Source organism: Rhodococcus sp. OK302, from assembly GCF_002245895.1.
In the GTDB taxonomy this organism is placed as follows: Bacteria; Actinomycetota; Actinomycetes; order Mycobacteriales; family Mycobacteriaceae; genus Rhodococcus_F.
Map to the genome: position 1 here is coordinate 5,705,932 of NZ_NPJZ01000001.1, position 22,511 is coordinate 5,728,442.

At 61.6% G+C, this 22,511-nt stretch carries 21 protein-coding genes and 1 pseudogene; 8 read left to right on the forward strand and 14 right to left on the reverse strand.

The annotated features are described in order from the left end of the window. The first annotated feature begins 127 nt into the window (after positions 1-127). Together BDB13_RS26040 and BDB13_RS26045 are read left to right on the forward strand one after the other, a co-directional pair. Positions 128-424 (forward strand): hypothetical protein, encoded by a 297-nt coding sequence (locus BDB13_RS26040; RefSeq protein ID WP_254922959.1) that lies wholly within the window; start codon positions 128-130, stop codon positions 422-424. After that, entirely contained in the window at positions 421-1,221 is an 801-nt protein-coding gene (locus BDB13_RS26045) for an FAD:protein FMN transferase (RefSeq protein ID WP_094274334.1), read from the forward strand. The genes BDB13_RS26040 and BDB13_RS26045 overlap by 4 nt, the downstream gene beginning before the upstream one ends. Before the next feature lies 1 nt (position 1,222). On the opposite strand, the pseudogene ilvA reads toward BDB13_RS26045, so the two are convergent. The 3 genes and pseudogenes from ilvA to BDB13_RS26060 all read right to left on the reverse strand — a co-directional run bounded on the left by ilvA (position 1,223) and on the right by BDB13_RS26060 (position 3,932). Next, positions 1,223-2,385: pseudogene (ilvA, locus tag BDB13_RS26050) on the reverse strand (threonine ammonia-lyase). A gap of 115 nt (positions 2,386-2,500) precedes the next feature. Continuing rightward, entirely contained in the window at positions 2,501-3,673 is a 1,173-nt protein-coding gene (locus tag BDB13_RS26055; RefSeq protein WP_094274335.1) for a cystathionine gamma-synthase, read from the reverse strand. A gap of 67 nt (positions 3,674-3,740) precedes the next feature. Beyond that, complete coding sequence (locus BDB13_RS26060) at positions 3,741-3,932, reverse strand: hypothetical protein (protein WP_094274336.1); 192 nt, start codon at positions 3,930-3,932, stop codon at positions 3,741-3,743. On the opposite strand from BDB13_RS26060, the gene BDB13_RS26065 reads away from it, so the two are divergent. Beyond that, positions 3,931-4,410, forward strand: a complete 480-nt coding sequence (locus BDB13_RS26065; protein ID WP_094274337.1) for a hypothetical protein — start codon at positions 3,931-3,933, stop codon at positions 4,408-4,410. The genes BDB13_RS26060 and BDB13_RS26065 overlap by 2 nt on opposite strands. Here the strand turns inward: BDB13_RS26065 and BDB13_RS26070 are convergent. Then, on the reverse strand, positions 4,374-5,759 hold the full coding sequence (locus BDB13_RS26070) for a cystathionine beta-synthase (protein WP_094274338.1): 1,386 nt from the start codon (positions 5,757-5,759) through the stop codon (positions 4,374-4,376). The two genes, BDB13_RS26065 and BDB13_RS26070, sit on opposite strands and share 37 nt — an antisense overlap. Positions 5,760-5,809: 50 nt before the next feature. Between BDB13_RS26070 and BDB13_RS26075 the strand changes: the two genes are divergently transcribed. Both BDB13_RS26075 and BDB13_RS26080 read left to right on the forward strand, forming a co-directional pair. Further along, complete coding sequence (locus tag BDB13_RS26075; protein WP_094274339.1) at positions 5,810-6,793, forward strand: SGNH/GDSL hydrolase family protein; 984 nt, start codon at positions 5,810-5,812, stop codon at positions 6,791-6,793. Between the two features lie 123 nt (positions 6,794-6,916). After that, positions 6,917-8,134 (forward strand): acetyl-CoA C-acetyltransferase, encoded by a 1,218-nt coding sequence (locus BDB13_RS26080; RefSeq protein WP_094274340.1) that lies wholly within the window; start codon positions 6,917-6,919, stop codon positions 8,132-8,134. Positions 8,135-8,191: 57 nt separating this feature from the next. On the opposite strand, the gene BDB13_RS26085 is transcribed toward BDB13_RS26080, so the two are convergent. From BDB13_RS26085 to BDB13_RS26125, 9 genes are all read right to left on the reverse strand, one after another. Next, positions 8,192-8,986 (reverse strand): enoyl-CoA hydratase, encoded by a 795-nt coding sequence (locus BDB13_RS26085; RefSeq protein ID WP_094274341.1) that lies wholly within the window; start codon positions 8,984-8,986, stop codon positions 8,192-8,194. Beyond that, positions 8,983-9,738 carry an enoyl-CoA hydratase/isomerase family protein gene (locus tag BDB13_RS26090; RefSeq protein WP_094274342.1) on the reverse strand — a complete coding sequence of 252 codons (756 nt, stop codon included), beginning with the start codon at positions 9,736-9,738 and terminating at the stop codon, positions 8,983-8,985. The genes BDB13_RS26085 and BDB13_RS26090 overlap by 4 nt, the downstream gene beginning before the upstream one ends. A 131-nt stretch (positions 9,739-9,869) precedes the next feature. After that, on the reverse strand, positions 9,870-10,727 hold the full coding sequence (locus tag BDB13_RS26095) for a Bax inhibitor-1/YccA family protein (RefSeq protein ID WP_176459670.1): 858 nt from the start codon (positions 10,725-10,727) through the stop codon (positions 9,870-9,872). Between the two features lie 177 nt (positions 10,728-10,904). After that, positions 10,905-12,038 carry a class I SAM-dependent methyltransferase gene (locus tag BDB13_RS26100; protein WP_094275218.1) on the reverse strand — a complete coding sequence of 378 codons (1,134 nt, stop codon included), beginning with the start codon at positions 12,036-12,038 and terminating at the stop codon, positions 10,905-10,907. A gap of 75 nt (positions 12,039-12,113) precedes the next feature. Then, positions 12,114-12,800, reverse strand: a complete 687-nt coding sequence (locus BDB13_RS26105) for a nitroreductase (RefSeq protein ID WP_094274344.1) — start codon at positions 12,798-12,800, stop codon at positions 12,114-12,116. 35 nt (positions 12,801-12,835) lie between these two features. Beyond that, positions 12,836-13,744 (reverse strand): TIGR03619 family F420-dependent LLM class oxidoreductase, encoded by a 909-nt coding sequence (locus BDB13_RS26110; protein WP_094274345.1) that lies wholly within the window; start codon positions 13,742-13,744, stop codon positions 12,836-12,838. Positions 13,745-13,747: 3 nt separating this feature from the next. Next, the gene (locus tag BDB13_RS26115; RefSeq protein WP_094274346.1) at positions 13,748-14,578 is read right to left on the reverse strand and encodes an SDR family NAD(P)-dependent oxidoreductase; all 831 of its coding nucleotides are present in this window, start codon (positions 14,576-14,578) and stop codon (positions 13,748-13,750) included. Positions 14,579-14,673: 95 nt separating this feature from the next. After that, the gene (locus tag BDB13_RS26120) at positions 14,674-16,839 is read right to left on the reverse strand and encodes a putative bifunctional diguanylate cyclase/phosphodiesterase (protein WP_254922960.1); all 2,166 of its coding nucleotides are present in this window, start codon (positions 16,837-16,839) and stop codon (positions 14,674-14,676) included. 187 nt (positions 16,840-17,026) lie between these two features. Beyond that, positions 17,027-19,333, reverse strand: a complete 2,307-nt coding sequence (locus BDB13_RS26125) for a putative bifunctional diguanylate cyclase/phosphodiesterase (protein WP_254922961.1) — start codon at positions 19,331-19,333, stop codon at positions 17,027-17,029. A gap of 310 nt (positions 19,334-19,643) precedes the next feature. Here BDB13_RS26125 and BDB13_RS26130 point away from each other — a divergent pair, with 310 nt between their 5' ends. Further along, positions 19,644-20,321 (forward strand): TerD family protein, encoded by a 678-nt coding sequence (locus tag BDB13_RS26130; protein WP_094274348.1) that lies wholly within the window; start codon positions 19,644-19,646, stop codon positions 20,319-20,321. Between the two features lie 211 nt (positions 20,322-20,532). Here BDB13_RS26130 and BDB13_RS26135 read toward each other — a convergent pair whose 3' ends face one another. Continuing rightward, positions 20,533-20,805, reverse strand: a complete 273-nt coding sequence (locus tag BDB13_RS26135) for a hypothetical protein (protein WP_094274349.1) — start codon at positions 20,803-20,805, stop codon at positions 20,533-20,535. A 143-nt stretch (positions 20,806-20,948) separates the two neighbouring features. Here BDB13_RS26135 and BDB13_RS26140 point away from each other — a divergent pair, with 143 nt between their 5' ends. Next, positions 20,949-21,953: an acyltransferase family protein gene (locus tag BDB13_RS26140; protein WP_094274350.1), complete on the forward strand. Its 1,005-nt coding sequence runs from the start codon at positions 20,949-20,951 to the stop codon at positions 21,951-21,953. 95 nt (positions 21,954-22,048) lie between these two features. Then, positions 22,049-22,474 (forward strand): zinc-binding dehydrogenase, encoded by a 426-nt coding sequence (locus tag BDB13_RS26145; protein ID WP_254922962.1) that lies wholly within the window; start codon positions 22,049-22,051, stop codon positions 22,472-22,474. Positions 22,475-22,511 lie beyond the last annotated feature (37 nt).

Sequence of the window (22,511 nt, forward strand, 5' to 3'; positions counted from 1 at the left end):
TGGTCAATCTTCGAGCCCACAGAACTTGTCGGCAGCAACGTCTACGATTTCGAACATGCATTCGATGCCGCCCGGACTCAACCATCCTGTAACCAATGTCTCATTCATTAAGCCAGACGTTACTCAAATGACCACATACCCCAAGGCTTTTCTCAGGTTCGACGGGCAGGCTGTGTTCATGAGCGACGATCGGACATGGCCCACTCGGGCTCGCACCACTGGATACCGACCCGTTCAGCTCGCACTCGCCGCAACAGCTGTGGCGGGCGCGCTGGCAGGCGGCGGACTGTCCCTCCTTTCCAGCCCTTCCACTACTGCCGCGAGTTCAGCCGTCTCCACGCACACCACGAAGCAATCCACCGCCTCACGGCTGATCGTGTCCAGCGGGTTCGGAACTCCGGACGCCGTCTCCAACGGTTCGTGAACGCGCAGCGCGCCGCAACCGAATGGCTCACCTGGGGTGTCCAGGCTCGTGTCGTCGTCACCGATCCCGGGGCTTTGGCTTCAGCGGCAAATCTGGTGAGGGGCTACCTGACCGCTGCCGACGCCGCCACCAATCGTGACCGTGCCGATTCCGAGATCCGCAGGTTCGGATCCGATTCGGATTCACTCGAAACCGACGGCGCAACTGTCACACCGATGTTCGCGCATTTCCTGGGCGACGCATTGGCAGTTGCTCGGCTCACCGACGGCAAGCTCACGCCGACGGCGGGTTCGGAAGATCCCCATTCCTGGTGGAAGATTCGTGTCGAGGGCAACCGAGTATTCGGCCCCGCCGGAGCAATCCTCGATCTGTCGGCCACTGCCCGCGCCAGTTCGGCGGATCATTGCGCCGGCACTACCGCAGAACTTCTGGGCTGCGGGGTTCTGGTGGCATTGGGAGGCGATATTGCCGTGGCCGGGCCACCGCCGGACAACGGCTGGCAGATTCAGGTCCAAGACCTACCGGGCGATCCCACCTGCCAGGTGGCCATTCCCTCCGGATGCGGGATCGCCACGGCCAGCACTGTCAAACCGCTAGCCCGTGAATCGACGGCAACACCCATGTGGCGCACGGTGTCCGTGATCGCTGAATCCTGTGCGGAGGCAGCAGCACTCAGTCGTGTGGCCGTGAGTATGAGTGGTTCGGCCATCGATTGGCTGCACAAACTGGATCGTCCGGCCAGGCTTGTCGACCAGGAGTTCCGGGTTACGACGCTGGTGGGCTGGCCGGACGACTAGCTCAGTTCTGTAGGCGCACGGCATATCCGGCTCGATCGAACGCCGCCAACAGAGCCGCCTTGTTGTCCGGACCGCGAGTCTCGACGGTGAGGAACACTTCCACTTCATCGAGCGCCAACTCCGCGCCGGTACGAGAATGCACGACGTCCACCACACTGGCGCCGTTCGCCCGGACCACCTCGAGAAGCGATATCAGTCCACCCGGGCGATCGGCGATAGTGACATGAACGCCGAGAAACCTTCCCGCCGCACGTAATCCATGTGCAATGACGTGGGTCAGAAGCAACGGATCGATGTTGCCGCCGGACAGCACGGCACAGACCGGTCCGATCAGGCCGAGGTCGTCAGGGGTGTGCGTCATCAATGCTGCCACCGCAGCAACACCGGCCGGTTCCACCACCAGCTTCGCACGCTCGAGGCAGAGCAGCAGCGCTTTGGAGAGTGCATCCTCGGTGACCGTCACGACGGCGTCCACGTGCGACGCGACCTCGGCAAAGGGGACTTCACCCGGACAGCCCACGGCGATACCGTCGGCCATCGTGGACATCGACGCCACTGCGATCGGCTTTCCGGCAGCGAGGGACGCAGGCCAGGCTGCCGCTGATTCTGCCTGCACGCCGATGATATGAACTTCGGGTCGTACTGCTTTGATCGCCGCAGCGATACCGGCGATCAGTCCGCCGCCGCCGGTGGGCACGATAACGGTTCCGACGTCGGGAAGTTGCTCGAGAATCTCGAGTCCCACTGTCCCCTGCCCGGCAACGATGTCCTCGTGATCGAACGGATGGACCAGTACAGCGCCCGTCCGTGCCGAGAACTCCCGCGCCGCCACCAGCGCTTCGTCGACCGTAGACCCGAACAGGTGCACCTGAGCTCCGTAGGCTTTGGTGGCAACGAGTTTGGGGAGGGGCGCACCGGTCGGCATGAAGACTGTCGACGCAATGCCCAATTCAGTGGCTGCCCACGCCACTCCTTGAGCATGGTTGCCGGCGCTGGCTGCGACCACCCCGCCGCACGTTCCTGTTCGGAGAGGTTGGCGATGCGGTTGTACGCGCCACGAGGCTTGAACGACCCTGTGCGTTGCAAGTTTTCGCATTTCAAGCTCACCGCCAGCCCGGTTCGTTCGGACAGTACCCGTGAAGCCACGACCGGAGTACGACGCATGACCGGAGCAAGGAGCTGTTGTGCGGCTTGGATCTGTTCGAGATTCACACGCACCTCCACTGTTGTGCGCCTTTGTTAACCGCCCGCGGTTAACAAAGGCGCACAGCCGAAATGGTCAGGACAACGCTTGCTCGATATCGCCGACCAAGTCGGATGCATCCTCGATACCGACTGACAGGCGAACCAGATCGTCGGGAACCTCGAGCGCCGAACCGGCCGTCGACGCGTGGGTCATTGCGCCGGGGAATTCGATGAGGGATTCGACGCCGCCGAGAGACTCTGCAAGCGTGAAGATTTCGGTGCGCGAGCACAGGTCGAGAGCTGCAGCCTTGCCGCCCTTGAGCCGTACCGAGATCATGCCGCCGAAGCGTCGCATCTGCTTGGCTGCAATCTTGTGCGACGGGTGCGAGGCGAGGCCCGGGTAGATGACACTCGCGACGGCCGGGTGACCGTCGAGCAATTCGACCACCTTTTCGGCATTGTCGCTGTGACGCTCCATCCGCAACGCCAGCGTCTTGATGCCACGCAAGGTGAGGAAGGCGTCGAACGGGCCGGGAACACCGCCGGAACCGTTCTGCAGGAACGCAAATGCGTGATCGAGTTCTTCGTCGTTGCAGACCAGTGCGCCGCCGACGACGTCGGAGTGCCCACCGATGTACTTGGTGGTGGAATGCAATGCGACGTCAGCGCCGAGCTGAAGGGGCTGCTGCAGGTAGGGCGAGGCAAAGGTGTTGTCCACCACGATCTTTGCATTGCCCTCGTGGGCGACCTCGGCAAGAAGTTCGATGTCACCGATGTTGAGCAGCGGGTTGGTGGGGGTTTCCACCCAAACCAGCTTGGTGTTGGGGCGCATTGCAGCCCGCACCGCATCGACGTCCGAAACCGGTGCCGGGGTGTATTCGATGCCCCACTGCGTGAAGACCTTGTCGATGAGCCGGAACGTTCCGCCGTACGCGTCGTCCGGAATCACCAGGTGATCACCGGGGCGCAGTACCGAGCGGAGGAGGCAGTCCGTTGCGGCCATACCGGAACTGAAAGCTCGGCCGTAGCTTCCGGATTCGAGAGCCGCGAGGTTTGCTTCGAGGGGTCGACGGGTGGGGTTGCCGGTGCGGGCGTACTCGAAGCCGTTGCGCATCCCGCCGACTCCGTCTTGCGCGAAAGTCGAACTCGCGTAGATCGGAACGTTGACGGCCCCGGTCAGCGGGTCGGGTTCGTAACCCGCGTGCACCGCCTTCGTAGAGAAACCCTGCCAATTGACGTTGTCGGCTTTGCTGCGCTGCTCGCTCATACAACCAGACTAATAGGCGCAACACGCAGAAGCGGGTCCGAGCGTCGTATCCGCACCGCCTACCTGGTCAATTCCTGAGGTACTGCAGGATTTGAATGGCAAGGTCGACTCCCAGTTCGGCATCAACCGTGGGGCCCATCACTATCAGCGTGACGAGGACATCCGTTGTAATAGCGCTGACAACGGGACCACCCTTCACAGCAGCCCCCAACTCGGCCAGCCGTGGATCTTGAACCGTATAGCCGTTGGACTTGCGCATGGCTTCGACCGTGGAAGGTGGGGAGCTCATGTGCATGACGGATACGTTCAACTGGAGTCCGCCCGAACTGATCCAGAGGCACATATTGGGAATGGGTTCGGATTGCGTCGCCCCGCGCACCTGGGCGGACAGTACCGATGCCAGCGAGTCACAATCAGTCGGCCGGCCACCAGGTACCGCAGCCGGGGCGACCGTCGTGGATGTCACCGTCGTGGATGTATTCGTCGTGGATGTATTCGTCGTGGATGTATTCGTCGTAGTCGCAGAACCCGTAATCGACGCGCCCGAAGTAGATCCCGACACCGCCTGCGGCGTGCCGACAACTGACGAACTACACGAAGCCGTCAAAAGGCCCACGGCCGCGACAAAAAGACAGAAATATCCCCTGAATGATTCCCCCATGAACGGCGACACTACCGCCCATGAGGGAACTCGGCTGAGTCAGGAACCTGCGCTCAGGAAACCCAGGAGATCGTGACGGGTGATGACGCCGACGGGCTTGCCGTCGTCGACGACCATGAGGGCGTCGGTGTCACCGAGCGCCTTGGTGGCAGCCGAGACCGGTTCGCCGGATCCGATCAGCGGGAACGGCTTGCTCATGTGCTTTTCGACCGAATCGGCAAGTTGCGCACGGCCTTCGAAGACCGCGCTGAGCAAGTCGCGTTCCGTCACGCTGCCCGCGACTTCACCGGCCATGACGGGGGGTTCGGCACCGACTACCGGCATCTGCGATACGCCGTATTCGCGCAGAATCTCGATGGCGTCGCGCAGGGTTTCCGACGGGTGGGTGTGCACGAGGTCGGGCAGTTCCCCTGACTTTCCGCGCAACACATCGCCGACGGTGGGGACGTCGGTCTTGCCGTCGAGCGGGGTACGCAGGAAGCCGTACGACGCCATCCACTGATCGTTGAAAATCTTGGACAGGTAGCCGCGGCCACCATCCGGAAGCAGTACGACGATGAGCGCGTCGGGGCCTTCACGCTTGGCTACTTCGAGAGCTGCAACGACGGCCATGCCGCAGGATCCGCCGACGAGGAGGCCTTCTTCACGAGCGAGTCGACGCGTCATCTCGAAGGAATCCGCGTCGGAAACGGCGATGATCTCGTCGGGAATGGACGGGTCGTAAGCGGTGGGCCAGAAGTCTTCGCCGACCCCTTCGACGAGGTACGGGCGCCCGGTTCCGCCGGAGTAGACGGAGCCTTCGGGGTCGACGCCGACAACTTTGACCTTGCCGTCGGAAACTTCCTTGAGGTAACGGCCGGTGCCGGTGATGGTTCCGCCGGTGCCGACGCCGGCAACGAAGTGCGTGACCTTGCCGTCGGTGTCGGCCCAGATCTCGGGGCCGGTGGTCTCGTAGTGGCTTTCCGGTCCGCCCGGGTTGGAGTACTGGTTGGGCTTCCAGGCGCCGGGGATTTCACGGGTGAGTCGATCGGACACGCTGTAGTAACTGTTGGGGTGCTCGGGTGCGACGGCCGTGGGGCACACGACAACCTCAGCTCCGTACGCACGCAGGACGTTTCGCTTGTCTTCGCTAACCTTGTCGGGGCAGACGAATACGCACTTGTAGCCGCGCTTCTGAGCGACGAGCGCCAGTCCGATGCCCGTGTTACCCGAAGTCGGTTCGACGATGGTGCCGCCCGGCTTCAATTCTCCGGAAGCCTCGGCCGCGTCGATCATCTTGACGGCGATGCGGTCCTTGGAGCTGCCGCCCGGATTGAGGTACTCGATCTTGGCTGCCACCGTGCCGTAATTCTCGCCGGTGACGGACGTGAGCTTGACAAGTGGGGTGTTCCCGATCAGGTCTACGACGTGTTCCGCGATGCGCATCGCTCCATGCTCTCAGATCCGGCGAATCGCCGCTCGTAGACGCCGCGCGAATGACGTCGGATCCGGATAGATTGGCCAGTGTGAGTCGGTCCGGGATCAAAGCGTCTGTGGCCACCGTCGTGGCCGGATCGAGCGCCGGCACCGCCACATGGTTGGCCTACCACTATCTGATGTCGCAAGCCGGCGCCGCTCGCGGTGTCATCGGGCGCAATATCGCCAAACCACCCGAAGCCGACGGCGTGTACGCACCGGGCGTCGACACACCGGAACGATGGTGGCGGGGCGTCCCTTTTGATCTCCACCTGATGATCTTCGGCGATTCGTCGGCAGCCGGTGTGGGCGCTTTGACAGCCGACGAGGTCCCCGGGGTTCGGGTCGCGAAACTACTCGCCGACGAAACCGGGAAACGAATCCGATTGAGCACCAAAGCTATCGGCGGTGCCACGTCACGCGGCTTGAGCGGCCAGGTCGACGCCATGTTCATTGCCGGAGCCCCGCCTGACGCTGCGGTCATCCTGATCGGGGCCAACGACGTGACCGCAAAGAACGCGATTCACGCGTCGGCAAGGCGACTGGGAGACGCGGTACGACGCCTACGCGGCAGCGGCGCCGTCGTCGTTGTCGGGACCTGCCCGGATCTGGGAGTTGTCACGGCCATTCCGCAACCACTGCGGACCGTCGTACGTGAATGGGGCCATCGGTTGGCGTCGGCACAGGCGTCGGCGACGAAGGCCGCCGGCGGTCATCCCGTTCCGTTGGCAGATTTGTTGGCAAAAGAGTTCCTGGCTTCACCGGACACAATGTTCTCGGCTGATCGTTTCCATCCGTCGGCCGCGGGATACGAACTCGCGGCCCGGCAGATCGTGCCGGTACTCGCTTCGGCGTTGGGTGAATGGAAGGGCGGACCGCTGCCCGATCTCCCGCAGGTCTCCGACGCCGCGCAGGCACAAACGATGACCGCTCGGTTGGCCAGAGTGCTGAACCGCGCAGGCTTGCACCCGAAACCTGCAGTTCAGCAGCTTGCGGGCGACTGAGTGAGACTGCCTGCCCGCTGCTTCGGGTAAGCAACGTAAATTGACACTCGAAGCTGCAATCAACTTGCCCTGCCCAATCGACACATCTGTGCGTCTAAAGAGCAGTACACATAAGGAGTTTTCATGCCCGAGGCAGTAATCGTCTCAGCAGTACGGTCGCCCATCGGCCGCGCAATGAAGGGTTCGCTCAAGAGCATCCGCCCGGATGACCTCGCTACCCAGATGGTTGCCGCCGCGCTGGCCAAGATCCCGGAGCTCGACCCCACCGAGATCGACGACCTCATGTTCGGTTGCGGCCAGCCTGCCGGCCAGTCGGGCTTCAACATCGCCCGCGTCATCGCCGTTCAGCTCGGCTACGACTTCCTCCCCGGCGTGACGGTCAACCGTTACTGCTCCTCTTCGCTGCAGACCACGCGTATGGCTCTGCACGCTATCCGCGCAGGCGAGGGCGACGTCTTCATCTCCGGCGGCGTCGAGTCCGTCTCCAGCTTCGTCACGGGCAACGCCGACGGCATGCCCAACACCAAGAACCCGCTCTTCGAAGCCGCTCAGGCTCGTAGCGCGAAGCTCGCCGAAGGCGGAGTCGCCTGGACCGATCCTCGCGAAGAGGGCCTGATCCCCGACGTCTACCTGGGCATGGGCCAGACCGCCGAGAACGTCGCTTCGGCAACCGGCATCAGCCGCGAGGACCAGGACCGCTTTGCAGTCCGCAGCCAGAACCTGGCCGAGGCAGCCATCAACCGCGGCTTCTTCGAGCGCGAGATCACGCCGGTCACCCTCGCTGACGGCACCGTCGTCTCCAAGGATGACGGCCCGCGCGCCGGCACCACCTACGAAGCCATCAGTGGCCTCAAGCCCGTCTTCCGTCCCGACGGCACCGTCACCGCCGGCAACGCTTGCCCGCTCAACGACGGCGCAGCCGCTCTGGTGATCATGTCCGACACCAAGGCAAAGGCATTGGGCCTCACGCCCCTCGCCCGCATCGTCTCCACCGGCGTCTCGGGTCTGTCCCCCGAGATCATGGGCCTCGGCCCGATCCAGGCCGTCAAGAACGCCCTGAAGTTCGCCGGCAAGTCGATCTCCGACATCGACCTCTTCGAGATCAACGAGGCCTTCGCTGTTCAGGTCATCGGTTCCGCTCGTGAGCTCGGCATCGAAGAAGACAAGCTCAACATCTCCGGCGGCGCGCTTGCTCTGGGCCACCCGTTCGGTATGACCGGTGCCCGCATCACCAACACCCTGATCAACAACCTGCGCGAGCAGGACAAGACCTTCGGCGTCGAGACCATGTGTGTCGGCGGCGGACAGGGCATGGCAATGGTGATCGAGCGCCTCAGCTGATCCCCCGCCTTTAACGATGACAGCCGCCCGGCATCTGCTGGGCGGCTGTTTTCGTAGTCAGGTTGCGGTCTGACTCCGGCCGCGGTCCATAACAGCTTGACGACGTTCCGCTACTCGCGACGGATCAAAATCTGCCATCCACTTTTTCGACGTCGAATCCTCCACCTGGAGAGCTTGATTCGCGACATGCTCCTGCGCTCGCCGGTACGAATCGAGTAGGGCCCGAACACCGGGTTGATCATTCCCCACGATGGACTCGGCCACCGCGAGAGCCGCCGGTATCAATCGATCATGTGGCACCACTTCGGTGACCAGACCCGCGCGCAGTGCCTGCTCCGCGTTGAGGAAGTCTCCGGACAAGCTCATCCGGCGTGCCAGGCCCATTCCCACTGCTGCCGGCAACCGGTACGTCAAACCCCAACCGGGCAGAACCCCGACACGGGCATGAGTATCGGCGAAACTCGCGTGCTCGGACGCGATGAGGAAATCGCACGCAAGCGCGAACTCCAGTCCCCCGGTGATCGCCGCGCCGTTGATCGCACCGATCACCGGCTTGGACAGAGGCCGCCACGGATGCCCAATGGGGACTTCCTGTTCCGAGACGAGGGCAGCATTCTCACCGCTGCCTCCCAGCTCACGCAGATCCAAACCGGCACAGAAAGCGGGATCCGTTCCCGTCAGAATGACGACGTCGACCTCGTCGTCCGAGTCCGCCCGGGCCAGAGCGTCGCGCGTCGCAGCGATCAACTCCGAACTGAGAGCGTTGCGCGCGCGGGGACGATTGAGCGTCAGTATCCGAACTCGTCCGTGTTGTTCCTCGAGCAGGACTGCTGAGCTGTGTCCGTCACTCAATTCGGCAGCGCTCCCTTTGCGAAACTCCCCAACTGTCGAATCAACTCTCGCGCAGCATCGTCCTCGCGCTGAACTGCGGCGCGCGCTTCTTCCACCCAGCCTTGGCGCAGAAGCTTTTTCGCGGCCAGGACGGCAGGTCCGACGTTACCGGCGATCTGCGCGGCTGATTCCTGCACACGCGCCTGCAGTTGGTCGACCGGAACCGCAGCGACGGCAATGCCGATCTCGGCAGCTTCCACGCCGCTCACCCACCGAGCGGTCAACAGAAGTTCCGAAGCACGCTGTGTGCCAATCACCTTGGGTAGCATCCAACTACTCGCTGCCTCGGGCGCAGTACCCAAAGACGTGAACGGGGCCCGCAATCGGGCATCCTCGGCGACGTAGACGACGTCGCAGAAAAGCAGCATTGTCAGTCCGATTCCGACGGCAGCACCATGCACCGCAGCGATCAGCGGTTTCGGAAACTCCACCAAAGCCACGATCAGCGGCGCAAACGCGAGCCCGAAATCAGCTGTGTCCGCACCAGGTTCGGAAAGTGCGCGCAGGTCGACGCCACTCGAGAACGCCTTGCCCGCACCTTCGATGACCACCACCGCGACGGTTGAATCTGCTGCCGCGTCGTCAAGCGCTTTGGTCAGTGCGCGGAACCCTGCCGGGTTGAAGGCGTTGAGTCGACCGGGGTTGTTGAGCGTCACTGTCCGCACAGATCCGGCATCGGAGACTAGGACGGGTTCAATTGTTGGTGTCGACATGGGTTGTACGTACGCCCTTCACTTCAACGGGAACCAAGCACTTGCTCGGCTATTGAAGGTAACCCGACTACGCCGACAAAAGAAGGGCCTCCGCCGAAGCAGAGACCCTTCTTGTAAAGCTAGGAGTTGTATCAGTTCCTGTTGAAGTAGCTCAGCAGGCGCAGGATCTCGACGTACAGCCACACCAGGGTGACGGTGAGGCCGAGAGCGACGCCCCAGGCTGCCTTCTCCGGCGCCTGTGCGCGGATCAGCTGATCAGCGGCATCGAAGTCGAGCAGGAAGCTGAATGCGGCCAGACCGATGCAGACGAGGCTGAAGATGATGGCCATCATCCCGCCGTCACGCAGGCCCAGTCCGCCGTCGATGAAGAAGCTGGCCACCAGGTTGCCCAGCGACAGAACCACGACGCCGATCAGGGCGCCGATGATCATGCGAGTCAGGCGCGGGGTGACGCGGATTGCGCCGGTCTTGTAGACCACGAGCATGCCGAAGAACACGCCGAAGGTACCGAGAACAGCCTGCGAGATCAGCGTCGTGGCCGATACACCGCCGGCGGCTTCGATCGGACCGGTGAACAGGAACGACAGCGCACCGAGGAAAAGACCCTCAAAAGCGGCGTAGGCGAGCACGATGGCCGGGTTGTCCATCTTGCGGCCGAAGGTCGCCACCAGCACGAGACCAAGGCCAACCAAGCCGCCGACCATCACGAACGGCGTCGCGAGACCCGGATCGTTGTACACCAGGAAGTACGAGATGATCGCCGTCAACGACAGAACACCGAGCGTGATGCCCGTCTTGGTGACGACGTCGTCGATCGTCATGGCCCGCGATACGGGACCGGTCTGGTAGGGCTCGGCCGGCGCGTACTGCGGCTGACCGAACTGCTGGGTGGCCTGCGTGGCGCCCGCCGTCGCAGATCCGAACGAGGCGTATCCGTTGCCCTCTTGCTTGGGCAGATTGCGGAACACCGGGTTGCTAGTGGTGCGCACCGTGATCATCCCTTCATCGTGGTGACCTGCGACGGGTATGTCGCGGGTTCGCCGGACGGATCCGAGTTTCTCGACACGGTCCGTGTACTTTCAAAAAGTAAAGCACTCGTAATTTACAACGTCGGAGCAGTCGGTGTGGTTCCCGGCGCGTTGCGGGAATATCAACACTCTCCGATATTAAGACGCTTTGATCGATTTCATGACGATGAACTTTGCGTTCTTCGCCATAGCCTCACTCGCACCGACAGCAGCCTTCAAAGGTTCGCGGTAACCCAGATGCGCGTTGTGTACGGTCCACAACTCTCCACCGGGACGCAGGACACGGCCCGCTGCCTCGAACAATTTGAGCGCGCCACCGGTGTGAACGGCGGCACCGACATGGAACGGCGGGTTCAAGAGAACCAGGTCGACGCTGGCATCGGGCAGGGTGCTCATGGCGTCGTCGCGCAGTCCACGTACTCGATCGCCCACCCCATTGGCCGATGCGGTTGCGAGCGACGACGCGACCGCTGCCGACGACTGATCCGTGGCAATCACCTGTGCGTCCGCAAACTTCAGAGCGATCGCGGTCGCGAGAATGCCACTACCGCAGCCCAGGTCGACGATGTCTCGGGGCGTGATGGCGATCTTGCCGAGATTTTCGAGCAGCAAGCGGGTTCCGATGTCGAGGCTCGCGCCGGCGAATACGGAGCCGTGCGCAACAACGTCGAGGCCGAACTCGTCGAGCCACTCGGTCTTGGGGAACGTGACTGCTACGTCGGACTTCGGCTCCGCGGCCTTGAGGACCCGCGACTTCTGGCGTCCACGTGACGCACTCACCGATGAAAATGATTCGGCGAGAACCTTGTTCATCGCCGGTGTGATGTGCTTGTCGCGTCCGCCTGCGAACACGAGCACCTCCGGGTCGCCGTGGAGGGCAACGAGTTGGCTGATTTCTGCCAGTTCGGCAAGGCTTCGCGGCAACTGCATCAGGACGACGCGAGCACCACGAAGCAGATCCGCATCGAGCCCGTGCGACGTGTAGGCGTCGGCGAAGCCGAGTTCGCGGGCATTGTTCGCCAATGCCAGTTCTCCGGTGAGCGGATCCTGATGAACCCGCACACCGGACTGCCCGGCCACCACTGCAACGCCGGCAGTGAGTGCGCCGTAGTGATCGCCGATGACAACCACAGTTCCCGACGGTGCCGCAGCGAGTGCGTCGGCGGCCTCGTCGAGAATCAGCCGATCAGCCGCGTCGACGGCAAACAGATTGGGTGCCTCGATATCGGGAAAGCGGCGGAGTCGATCGAACAGTTCGGGAGTCTCGGACATGTCGACCAGTGTATTGCGGCCGGGCACCCCAATACTCAATTCGTCAACCCTGCAGTGACCAGACCAACAACGAGGTCAGTTCGCAACCCACTGCGTGACGTTTTCCACGGCCTCGCGCGTCGTCCGGAAGCCGTTCACCGGATGATCGCTGTCGGGGTAGCCGAAGGAAATGGCGCACACAACCTTGCGAGTGTCGTCGATTCCGAAGAACTCGTGGATGAACTTGGAACTTCCGGCGAGCGCGGCCTGCGGGATGGTGGCAACGCCCAGGCTCTGCGCAGCCAGGAGGAAGGTGTTGACGTAGAGGCCGCAGTCGACGGCACCGTACGTTCCCAGAGCTTCGTCGGTGGTGATGATTGCGACGTGCGGCGCCCCGAAGAGTTCGAAGTTCTTCATTGTTTGAGCGCCGGAGGCCGCGCGATCACCCTCGGCGATTCCGACGCTCGAGTACAACGCCATCGCGCACTCGAAACGTCGTGCCTTGTAGACGCCTTGGTATTCCCGGGGGAACTCGAAGTCGGACTCCTGTGCATGAGACATCACGTAGGCTCCGAGGCCCTCGCGGAATCGCTGCGTCCCTTCGCCTTCCGTGATCGCGACCTGCCACGGCTGAGTGTTGCACCACGACGGCGTCTTCTGCGCGAGTCGCAGAATCTCCTCGATAACGTCGCGAGGAACCTGACGATCCTCGTAGGCGCGGCAACTGATTCGCGCATCCAATAGTGCGTCCAGGCTCGACCCTACGATGGTGCTTTCGGTCATGTGTCTGTCTCCTCGATATCTCAAACGTGTGGCAGTCAAGCTGGCGTGACCGCACGGAAGGCCGACACCAATTCCCCGAATATAGCCATTGCCGCATCAGGGTCGGGATCGACTGCTGCCAACGCCACCAGCACGTCGGTCGCACCCGATTCCACCAGCTGCTCGGCGCCGAGCATGGTGGCGGGCAGGTCGATGGATCCGTCCGATGCGCGTACGACGGTCAGACGCCCGCGAATCTGCAGGTCGGAGGGGTCCCGTCCCAGGTCGACCATCGCCTTGCGGATGACGTCGCCACCCTCGCGTAGATCGTCGTTGCCGGCACCCATGATCGGAATCCAGCCGTCACCCCACGTCGCGACGCGTCGAACAACGGCCTTGGACAGAGACCCTGACACCCAGATCGGGATTCCTGCAGCCGGCCGGGGCGCGCAGTACACGTCGTCGAACGTCAGGCGCGGCGTATCAATGCTCGCGGGTGCGGAGGTCCACAGTGCTCGGCAGACGGCCAGCGCGTCGTCGAGTAGCGGTCCACGTTTGCCGAAATCCAGGCCGACGGCCTCGTATTCACGTTCCTGCCAGCCGGTTCCGACTCCGAGATCGAACCTGCCACCTGAAAGTAGGTCAAGTGTTGCCGCGGTCTTGGCCAGCACCGCTCCCCCACGTAGTGCTGCAATCACGATGCCTGTGCCCAGACGAATCGTCTTGGTCTGTCCGGCAACAAAAGCCAGCACCGTCAGCGGTTCGAGCCAGTTCGCGTCGGGTTCTGTGGGAAACGCCGACCAGGTGTACGCAGAGTTGTCCGAGCCCATCACGACGTGATCGGTGACAAGTACCCGGTCGAATCCCGTTGCTTCCGCGCTTTGACATACCTGCACCAGCTTGCCGTAGGAATCCGCAGCCAGGGTAGCGCCGAAGTTCGGAACATTGAGACTCAAAGTTGCCATGTGTCAGGCCTTTCGGGGGCGGTTGGTCCAACCGCCCTCTTCTCGGGGAAACCAGCCACCGGCAGCATGGGAGCCGCCGTCGACGTGGATGACCGTGCCGGTGATGTATCGGGAGAGATCGGACGCAAGAAACAGTGCCGGTCCGGCTATGTCTTCGGGTTGACCCGGACCGCCGAGCGGCGCCCACTGCGGCCATTTCGACCAGTCGTCGTCGGAGACGATCTTTCGGTACGGCACCTGCACCGATTCGATGAGGTCCGGGGCAATCGCGTTGACCCGCACTCCGGTTCGACCGACTTCGACGCCCAGGCTCCTGGTGAACTGCGTCAGTGCAGCCTTGTATGCCGAGTACACGCTGTGGCCCGGGATTGCTCGATGCGCCTCCACCGTCGTCAGGTTCACGATCGATCCGCCCGAGCCGCGTTCGGCCATGCCGGGCAACAAGGAATGTGTCAGACGCAGAACATGATCGAAGTTGATGTTGCCCATCTCGGACCAGAATTGTGGCGTCGTGGCAACAAACTGCTGCGGCGGCGAGAGAAAGTGACCGACATTGTTCACCAGAACATCCGGTTCGAAGTCGATCATCTCTTGCGGTACAACAGGTTCCCGGACGTCGTAGCTCAGGCTCGTCACCGAACCGCCTGCTTCGGTGTCGAATTGGAGTTCTACTACCGGGTCGGTGTCGACGTCGACAACCAGAACCTCAGCACCGTGTGACGCGTAGGCGCGTGCAATCGCGGCACCGATGGCGTGTGCGCCGCCCGTCACCACTGCCTTCTTGCCTACCAACATCGGGCCGGGAGAATACGCAGAACTGTGCACCGCAAGCATCCTTCCGCACGTCGACCAAAGCTTTGACTGCGAGGACCATCACACATTCAGTGGCCGAAAACTCCGGACATTCTCACTCAGCGGTAGATCGTGGTCTATTTTTCTTCACGGGACGTGATGAAAGCAGGAATTTCCAACGCCGACATGGGCCGCCCTTCGAGGAAACCCTGAATCACCCGGCACCCACACTCGGCCACAATGGCACGTTGCCGCTCGGTCTCGACTCCCTCGGCGACGGTTTCCAACCCCATCGACTCCGCGATATCGACAATGGCTCGAAACACTGCGCTTCTCGAAGCGTCCGAGCCGACGTCCAACTGGTTGACGAAGGTACGGTCGATCTTCAGCCGATCGAGAGGCAGAAGGGAAAGACTCGCGACCGAAGAGAAGCCGGTACCGAAATCGTCCATGGCAATACCGACACCCAACGCGGCGATACGCACCAGAACCTCGCGTTCCGTGTCGTCGATGACCAACGACTCGGTCACTTCGATCTCGAGCCTTGCCGCCGGCAATCCTGTTTCACGCAGGGCCTCACGAACCGAATCGACGTATCCCACCGAACGCAGCTGCACCTGAGAGACATTCACCGCGATGCGCACATTCTCAGGCCAGGTTGCAGCTTCAGCACACGCAACACGCAACACCTGCGCACCGATAGGCACGATCAGGCCGGTCTCTTCGGCAACCGAGACAAAATCAGTCGGTCCGACCAGCCCGGAAACAGGGTGATTCCACCGCAACAATGCTTCGAACCCCACAACCTTGCCGGAAGTCGCCAATACTTGCGGCTGGTATGCCAGTTCGAACTCGTTGTTCTGCAAGGCCATCCGAAGATCGAGTAATGCCCGCGCCCTCCCCTGGGCACGCTCACGCAAAGTCGAATCGAACGGTCGAATCTGATTCCGGCCACTGTTCTTGGCGTGATAGAGCGCAAGGTCCGCGACAATCACCAGATCCTCGAGACTGTCCGCGTCACCGGGGAGCGAGCCGTACCCCAGGCTCACACGAACCCGAATCGATTTCCCGTCGAACAGAAATGGGACGTCGATGGCGTCGATAATCTCCTGGAACCGTTCATTGACCTCGGCTTCGTTCTCGATGTCACAGAACGCCACAGCGAACTCGTCGCCTCCGAGTCGCGCACACATTTCGCTCGGACGCAGCACTCCGCTCAGTCGAGCGGCCACGTCACGCAAAACGTTGTCTCCGACGCTGTGGCCCCAGCGGTCGTTGATCGATTTGAAGTTGTCGAGATCGAGCATGCCCAACCAGACGCTCGCCCCGTCGTTGATCATCGACGACAATCGCGCGGTAAATGCATACCGATTGCGCAGACCGGTGATCGAGTCCACTTCCGCTAGTTCCAAGATGTACTCCCGCTGGCGGTGCGCACGGGTTATATCCGAACCGACACCGCGCCAGCCGTCGTCGGAGGGCTCGTCGGTACTGCTGTGTGTGTCGTTTGTGCGGTGTCCCGAGATCGACCACCGACGAAATCGGCCACCCACCCAGACATCGAGTTCGACATCTCGGAATTCGTCGTTGTGCTCGAAGCACTTGCCGAGCACACTCAGCGCAAGACGACCCGACTCGGTACGATTCGCACCGATGCCGACCAGGATGTCGAGCATCGTCCGGCCACGAATCTCCGAAACCGGGAGTGCCAGGCGTTCTGCAAAACGGTGCGAGACCGTGCCCAGCACCCCGTCCCCGTCGGTTTCCCACAACCAGTCCTGAGCACCGTCCTCGAGGTCATTGAGGAGCAGCTCTACGAGATCCCGTTGATCCTCGGCATTGAGTTCCGCGCGCAGCCTCCGCTCGAAGACATTGGCCAACACCAAAGTTCCGCCGTACAGAGCTACCGCGTAGCCTGTGAGGATCCCGATCAGGACCCACCGCTCCGAACCCGGTTCGGTCGAGAAACCCCATCCCACACCGGCACTGACCAATACGATCCAGATGATCGTCACGCCGCGGTACATGACGATCGGAAAGATCCCAACGGCAATGCCGCCCAGCAAGATAGCCGTCACCGTCAACTCGTCGCCGGCTCCGAGAATCGGATAGAGAACTATTGCCGACCAGCCCAGAAGCAGCCCCCACACGATCACCTGAATTGCGAGCACGACCAGATCGCCGATCGATCGATCAGGATCACGAGCCCGGGCACGTGTGAACCAGAAGATGCTCAGTACGATGTTCGATCCGAGAGTGAGTACAGCCCACGCCCATCGAAACCACCCGGTTTCGACAGGCATCAAGACAACGATGATGCTCAGCGCGATCGCTGCGATAAGAAATGTCCAAGGTTGGACGCGCGCAGAATATTGCAATCGTCGTTGGAGGAGACGACGTTCTTCGTAGTTCGATGCGTAGTCACCCCTCCACATCGGATCGATCAGGCGCAGCAAGACATTGACTGACTGCCGCCGAAACCCGCCGGGCTCAGTCATGTATCACCGAGAAGATCCGCATCAGGTCATCGAGCGCCATCGCGTCACCGACAATGCGACCCTGCACCGTTCGAGCCCCCATCTCCGCGGCGGCAGAGAGTTCTTCCTCGCTGTCCACACCCAACATCACGGTTTCCATCCCCAGCGAATCGACCAGGGTGACGACGGCGGCAAGGATCGGCCACTGCCCCGGAACAGCTCCCGAGAACGATTGATCGACGCGGACGCGGGTGAAGGGTAGACCTGACAGTGAAGCCAGCGAAGAGAATCCGGTTCCGAATTCGTCGACGGTTAACGAAGCCCCGAGTCTCGCCGCTCCACGGATTCCCGCCTTCGCTCGATCAGAGATCGCCGACGATTCGGTGAGCTGTAGCTCGATTCGACGAGGCGGTATGCCCCACCGGTCCAGTGCAGCTGCAAGATGCTCGACAAACGAATCCGATTCGAGTTCACGCGCGGACACGGTGATTGCCACGCGAATGTCATCGGGCATTCGCGACGCGGCGCCACACGCCAGCTCGAACACCGTTGCACCGAGAACCGACGCCAACCCGGCATCCTCCGCGATCCCCATGAACTCCGCGGCCGGTACCGTCCCCAGCCTCGGATTGCGCCATGTTGCCTCGCACTCGACTGCGACTATCGCGTGCGTGGCCACATCGCGTTGGGGCAGAAATCTCAGTTCGATATCGCTGGCAGAAACGCCGTTTCCGATGTCTTCCAAAAGATTTGCGCGTCTGGCGGCCACCAGCTGCATCGAATGCCGGTATTGGAGGATCGTTCCGCGTCCCGATTCTTTTGCCGCATACAGTGCCAAATCCGCAGCAACCATCAGATCGTCGATGGACAGACGCTCGTCGCCTGGAAAGTGAAAGCCGATGCTGCACCCGATTTCCAGCCTGGTTCCCGATACCGAAATCGGCTCACGGAGTGAATCTGCGTAAGACTGCAGCAGAGTGCGCACGCTCTCGTAATCGTCGATATCGCGGAACAGGATTGCGAACTCGTCGCCGCCGAGTCGAGCACACAGTTGCGATTCGTCTGCGACAGCGGAAAACCTGGCACCCACCGCCATCAACACCTCGTCGCCGATCGAGTGTCCCAGCGTGTCATTCACCGATTTGAAGTTGTCCAGGTCTAGAACGGCGAGGGCAAGCCGATTTCGGCTCTGCCGAGATTCGCGAATACTGCGCTCGAGTTCCGTCCAGAAGGTGTGGCGATTGGGCATGCCGGTCAGCGCATCGACCTTGCCCATCCGAACGATCTCGTCGCTCTGTGCCTTCACCCCGGTGATGTCCGAGCCGACACCTCGCCACATCAGTTCGTCGGGTGCAAGCCCCGGCGTCGGTCTGCCCGACAACTTCCACCACCGCATGTCTGAGTTCACACGCACCGGGATCACGATGTCGGCAAACGCGCCTTTCGACTGACGCGCCCGCTCGATTTCCGACAACGCATCGATTCCACCAGCCAACTCGAAGGTTCCCAGTTCGGTAAATAGTTCCTGCCACGACAAACCCAGCAGTGAATCAGGATCCAGCCCACCTCCCATCGCGAGCTTTGTGGGGATCCGCGAAAACTTGCCCTTCCGATCGGTCTCCCACACGAAATCGGCGGCATTCCCCTCGAAATCGTCGAGCAGCATCTGTGCAACAGCACCCTGCGCTGCCGCACTTCGTTCTGCCAGGTAGCGGGCTTCGAGATTTCCCGACACCACGACCGCGCCGCCGATCAAGGCGCACCCGTACACCGCCAAGCTGGCCAGGATGCGCCCGAATTCCGGGCCTGGCTGCAGCCAGAACGCGACGCCGAGAACCACCGTGCTCGCCAGTACCCAGGTGACTCCCAACGAACGCAGCATCGCCGTCGCAAGAGTGCCTGCGCCGACTATCGCCGCCAGCGCCGCAGTCAAGACAAGGTCCCCCACGTCGTCGAGAATCGGGTACAAGAGGGTCGCAAGAACCGAATACAGGAGGCCGACAGCAGCAAACTCGATGATCAAGAAGCGATATCCGAGGCGGTCGGACGCCACGATCGTTCCTCGTTTGATCGCGAACCCCACGTACGCACCGACCAGCCCGAGAGTGCCCGCGACGATAGGCCAGGCTCTCGCCAGAAATCCGCCGTCACTCGGAATGACGTAGATCGACAATCCGATCACGGTCAGCAGATGTACCACCGCAGCCCACGGTAGGACGCTGAAGCTGACGGCAATCTGCCTGCTCCGGACATCACGTCGTTGCGCAGCTGTCAGTGCACGTGACTGACTGAGTAGGTGCGATCGTGGTTCGAATACCACCGAGACCCCTCACTCCTTGGACCAAGCCACTACGCATTGCGTCGTTTTGTACGTTTTGAGCAATTGTCTCGTAACTATGCGATAGCTCATTAAAGCAAACGTCCAAGCGTTTTTCTGCAAGACATACACAGACGGTATGGCCCGACAGCAAACATATGAATCCTTTCCCGCAACATCGACGCGCGACGGTCCGGGTTACGCGCTCAGAGGCATCGACGTCTCACCCGTCACCAAAACCGGACATCAGTAACAATGGGTTCTGATCGCCCATCACATCCACGGAGTTTTCAGCCAGACAAGGACAACAACGATGGCTATCGACTACACCCGACGACCCGGGGAGTCCACGTCCTCCCCGGCTTCGGTCAATCTGAGCAAAATCACCCTCACCAAGGCTGCGCCCACCGTCAACCTCGCCAAAGCCGGCGAACGCCAAGGAAACTTGCGCGTCAATTTGAACTGGTCACAAGGAGCAGCACCCAAGAAGCAAGGATTCCTGGCCAAACTTGCAGGCGCAGGATCCGGTGCCGTCGACCTCGACCTCGGCTGCCTCTACGAACTCGCCGACGGCTCCAAAGGTGTCGTCCAGGCGCTGGGCAACAGTTTCGGTGCGTTGAACAGTGCACCGTTCATCCAACTGGACGGCGACGACCGCAGTGGCTCGAACACCGGCGGCGAAAACATGCACGTCAACCTCGCCGACCCCAGCGTTTTCCGACGGATCCTCATCTTCGCGATGATCTACGACGGCGCCCCCAACTGGGCTGCGGTCGACGGTGTCGTCACCCTGTACCCGACCAGTGGACCCGAAGTGGAGGTGCGGTTGGATTCGGCCAGTAATCAGGCCCGTATCTGTGCGATCGCGCTCATCCAAAGTTCCGGTCAAGGAGTGAGCGTGACGCGGGAGGTGCAGTACATCGACGGCAGCCAGTCGGACCTCGACCGTGCTTACAGTTGGGGCATGAAATGGGCTGCGGGACGCAAATAGTCGAACGCTCTACGACTATCGGCGGAGACATCACTCCCGCCACTCCGCTAGAAGTATGAGAACGTACGGTTTCTCCCAATTCAGCCGCGTGGGTGATTAGGCTCGAGTTCGGTCAGGTCAGACATGAGGGGTCAACTCGACACGGATAGCGGGTCGGCTGCGGCATGTGCTTGGTGCGGTCGGCGGTGATGCCCGACCCACGAGGTCGGCATCACCACCCGGTCGATACAGCGATTTCACGGTAATCGCTTGCTGTTTCATTCACCTCCAGCCCGGGTATCGCGGCAGAGAAGCAGTTCTTCTCAACACCTTCACAAGCAGAACTGGTGATCCGGATGTGGGCGAAGCGAATGGACTCGGCGCTGATCATCGTCGTCGCAGTAGTCCTCGGAGTAATGGTGTGGGTTTCGAGTTCCCACGTCATCGCTTCCATCGGTGTGACGATCGCGACGGCCGCAACCTGTTGGATTGCAGGAGGATTCATTCACGGATTTCGCTCACCCAAATGACGGGAAACATACCGATACACGAAAATTGAAGCGAGGCAGGACGTCTGGCGAAAAGACTAGGACATTCGTCCCAGCGCGTTGTCTTAGATCGAATTCACGCAGGGTCGATGATTGCGCCATGGCATCTGCACAAAATCGAGTCGGGTGGATCGACTATGCACGAGGATTGGCGATCGTACTGGTCGTCTTCCATCACTCCGTAATATTCCTCGACGCGATCGACGCCGGGAGCGCATCCCTCACCAGCGCGGACAATCTCATGGTCTCCGTCAGAATGCCTCTGTTCTTCGTTGCGGCCGGACTGTTTGCCGGCAAGCACGTCACCGGCACCTGGGCGCATCTCTTCGCACGCAGAATCGCACTGTTCATGTGGATCTACGTACTGTGGTCCGCCATCCGATTCGCGGTGTTCTCATTCGTCACTTGGCCGCTCGATTCCAGCGAAGCCGGCACTGCCATCAGCCTCGCCACCTCGATGATCCTGCCGTCCGGCGCACTGTGGTTCATCTACGCGCTCGCACTCTATTACGCCGTGGCGAGGCTTGTGTCCGCACTACCGACTGCACCGATTATCGTTGTTGCTGCGGCAATTTCGATCCTGTTCTCCAGTTCGACCATCACCACTGGTGACTATGAATGGGACAGCATCTTCACCTACTTCGTCTACTTCCTCGTAGCCTGCAGATTCCGAAACCTGATCGTCGACGCCACCGAACGTGGCGGCTTTGCTGCGCTCGCCCTCACGTCCGGCGCATTTGTCGCGGTGTCAGCGCTCGCGTACATCGCCGACGCGCAAGAAGTCCCCGGAGTTCGTACCGTTGCCAGCATTGTCGGCGTCGCTGCAACCTTCATTCTCTGCAAATACCTCGATGCCTTGCCTGGTGGCCGATTCGCAGAATATCTCGGACAGAACACGATGCCGATCTATCTGTTGCATTACTTCCTGCTGGCATTCGCAGTCGTCTACCTCGACGGCCCACTGTCGGAGTTCTCCCCGATCGTGACATCTCTGGCCCTGACGGTTGTCGTGACACTGGCGTGCGTCGGGATCCACCGAGTCACCCAAAGAGTGCCCGGCCTGTACACGCTCCCCCGTCGCCTGGTCCTACAGAAGACCGCCTGACCCACCGCGAAATGAGGAGGCCGACACCCGAAACCTGCCGGCCTCCCCAGCGCTAACCCATCGGGTCAACCGCGACGGCAGTTGAGGATTGCTGCATGCGGTTGCGTCCAATAACCACTCAGCAGTTCGGCATTCACGTCTGCTTCAGGCGACCGAACCTGACCGTAATCAACCCACTGCGAGACCGAAAAACCGGCCGCGTGCAGTGCTGCATCGATGCGACCGCGGGTGACACCGTCGCCGCCGTCCGCGAGCTCACCGACGGCGGGGCCAACCACGTCTTCGACTGCGTCGGCGGCGAGGCGATCACCAGCCAAGCGATGGACATGCTCGACTGGGGTGAGCAGTTGATCATGCTCGGTGTCGCCGGCCCGGACGCCAAGCTGTCTGTTCCGGCCGCCACGTTCTACATGGATCGCTCGGTGTTGGGCTGCCGCTACGGTTCGTCACGACCGGGCGCAGACATACCTAAGTACCTCGACCTATATCGGTCCGGCCGGATCGTGACTCTTGGGTTCTGAACTGGTCGGGATTTGGGGGAAATGGGACGTAAGAGCA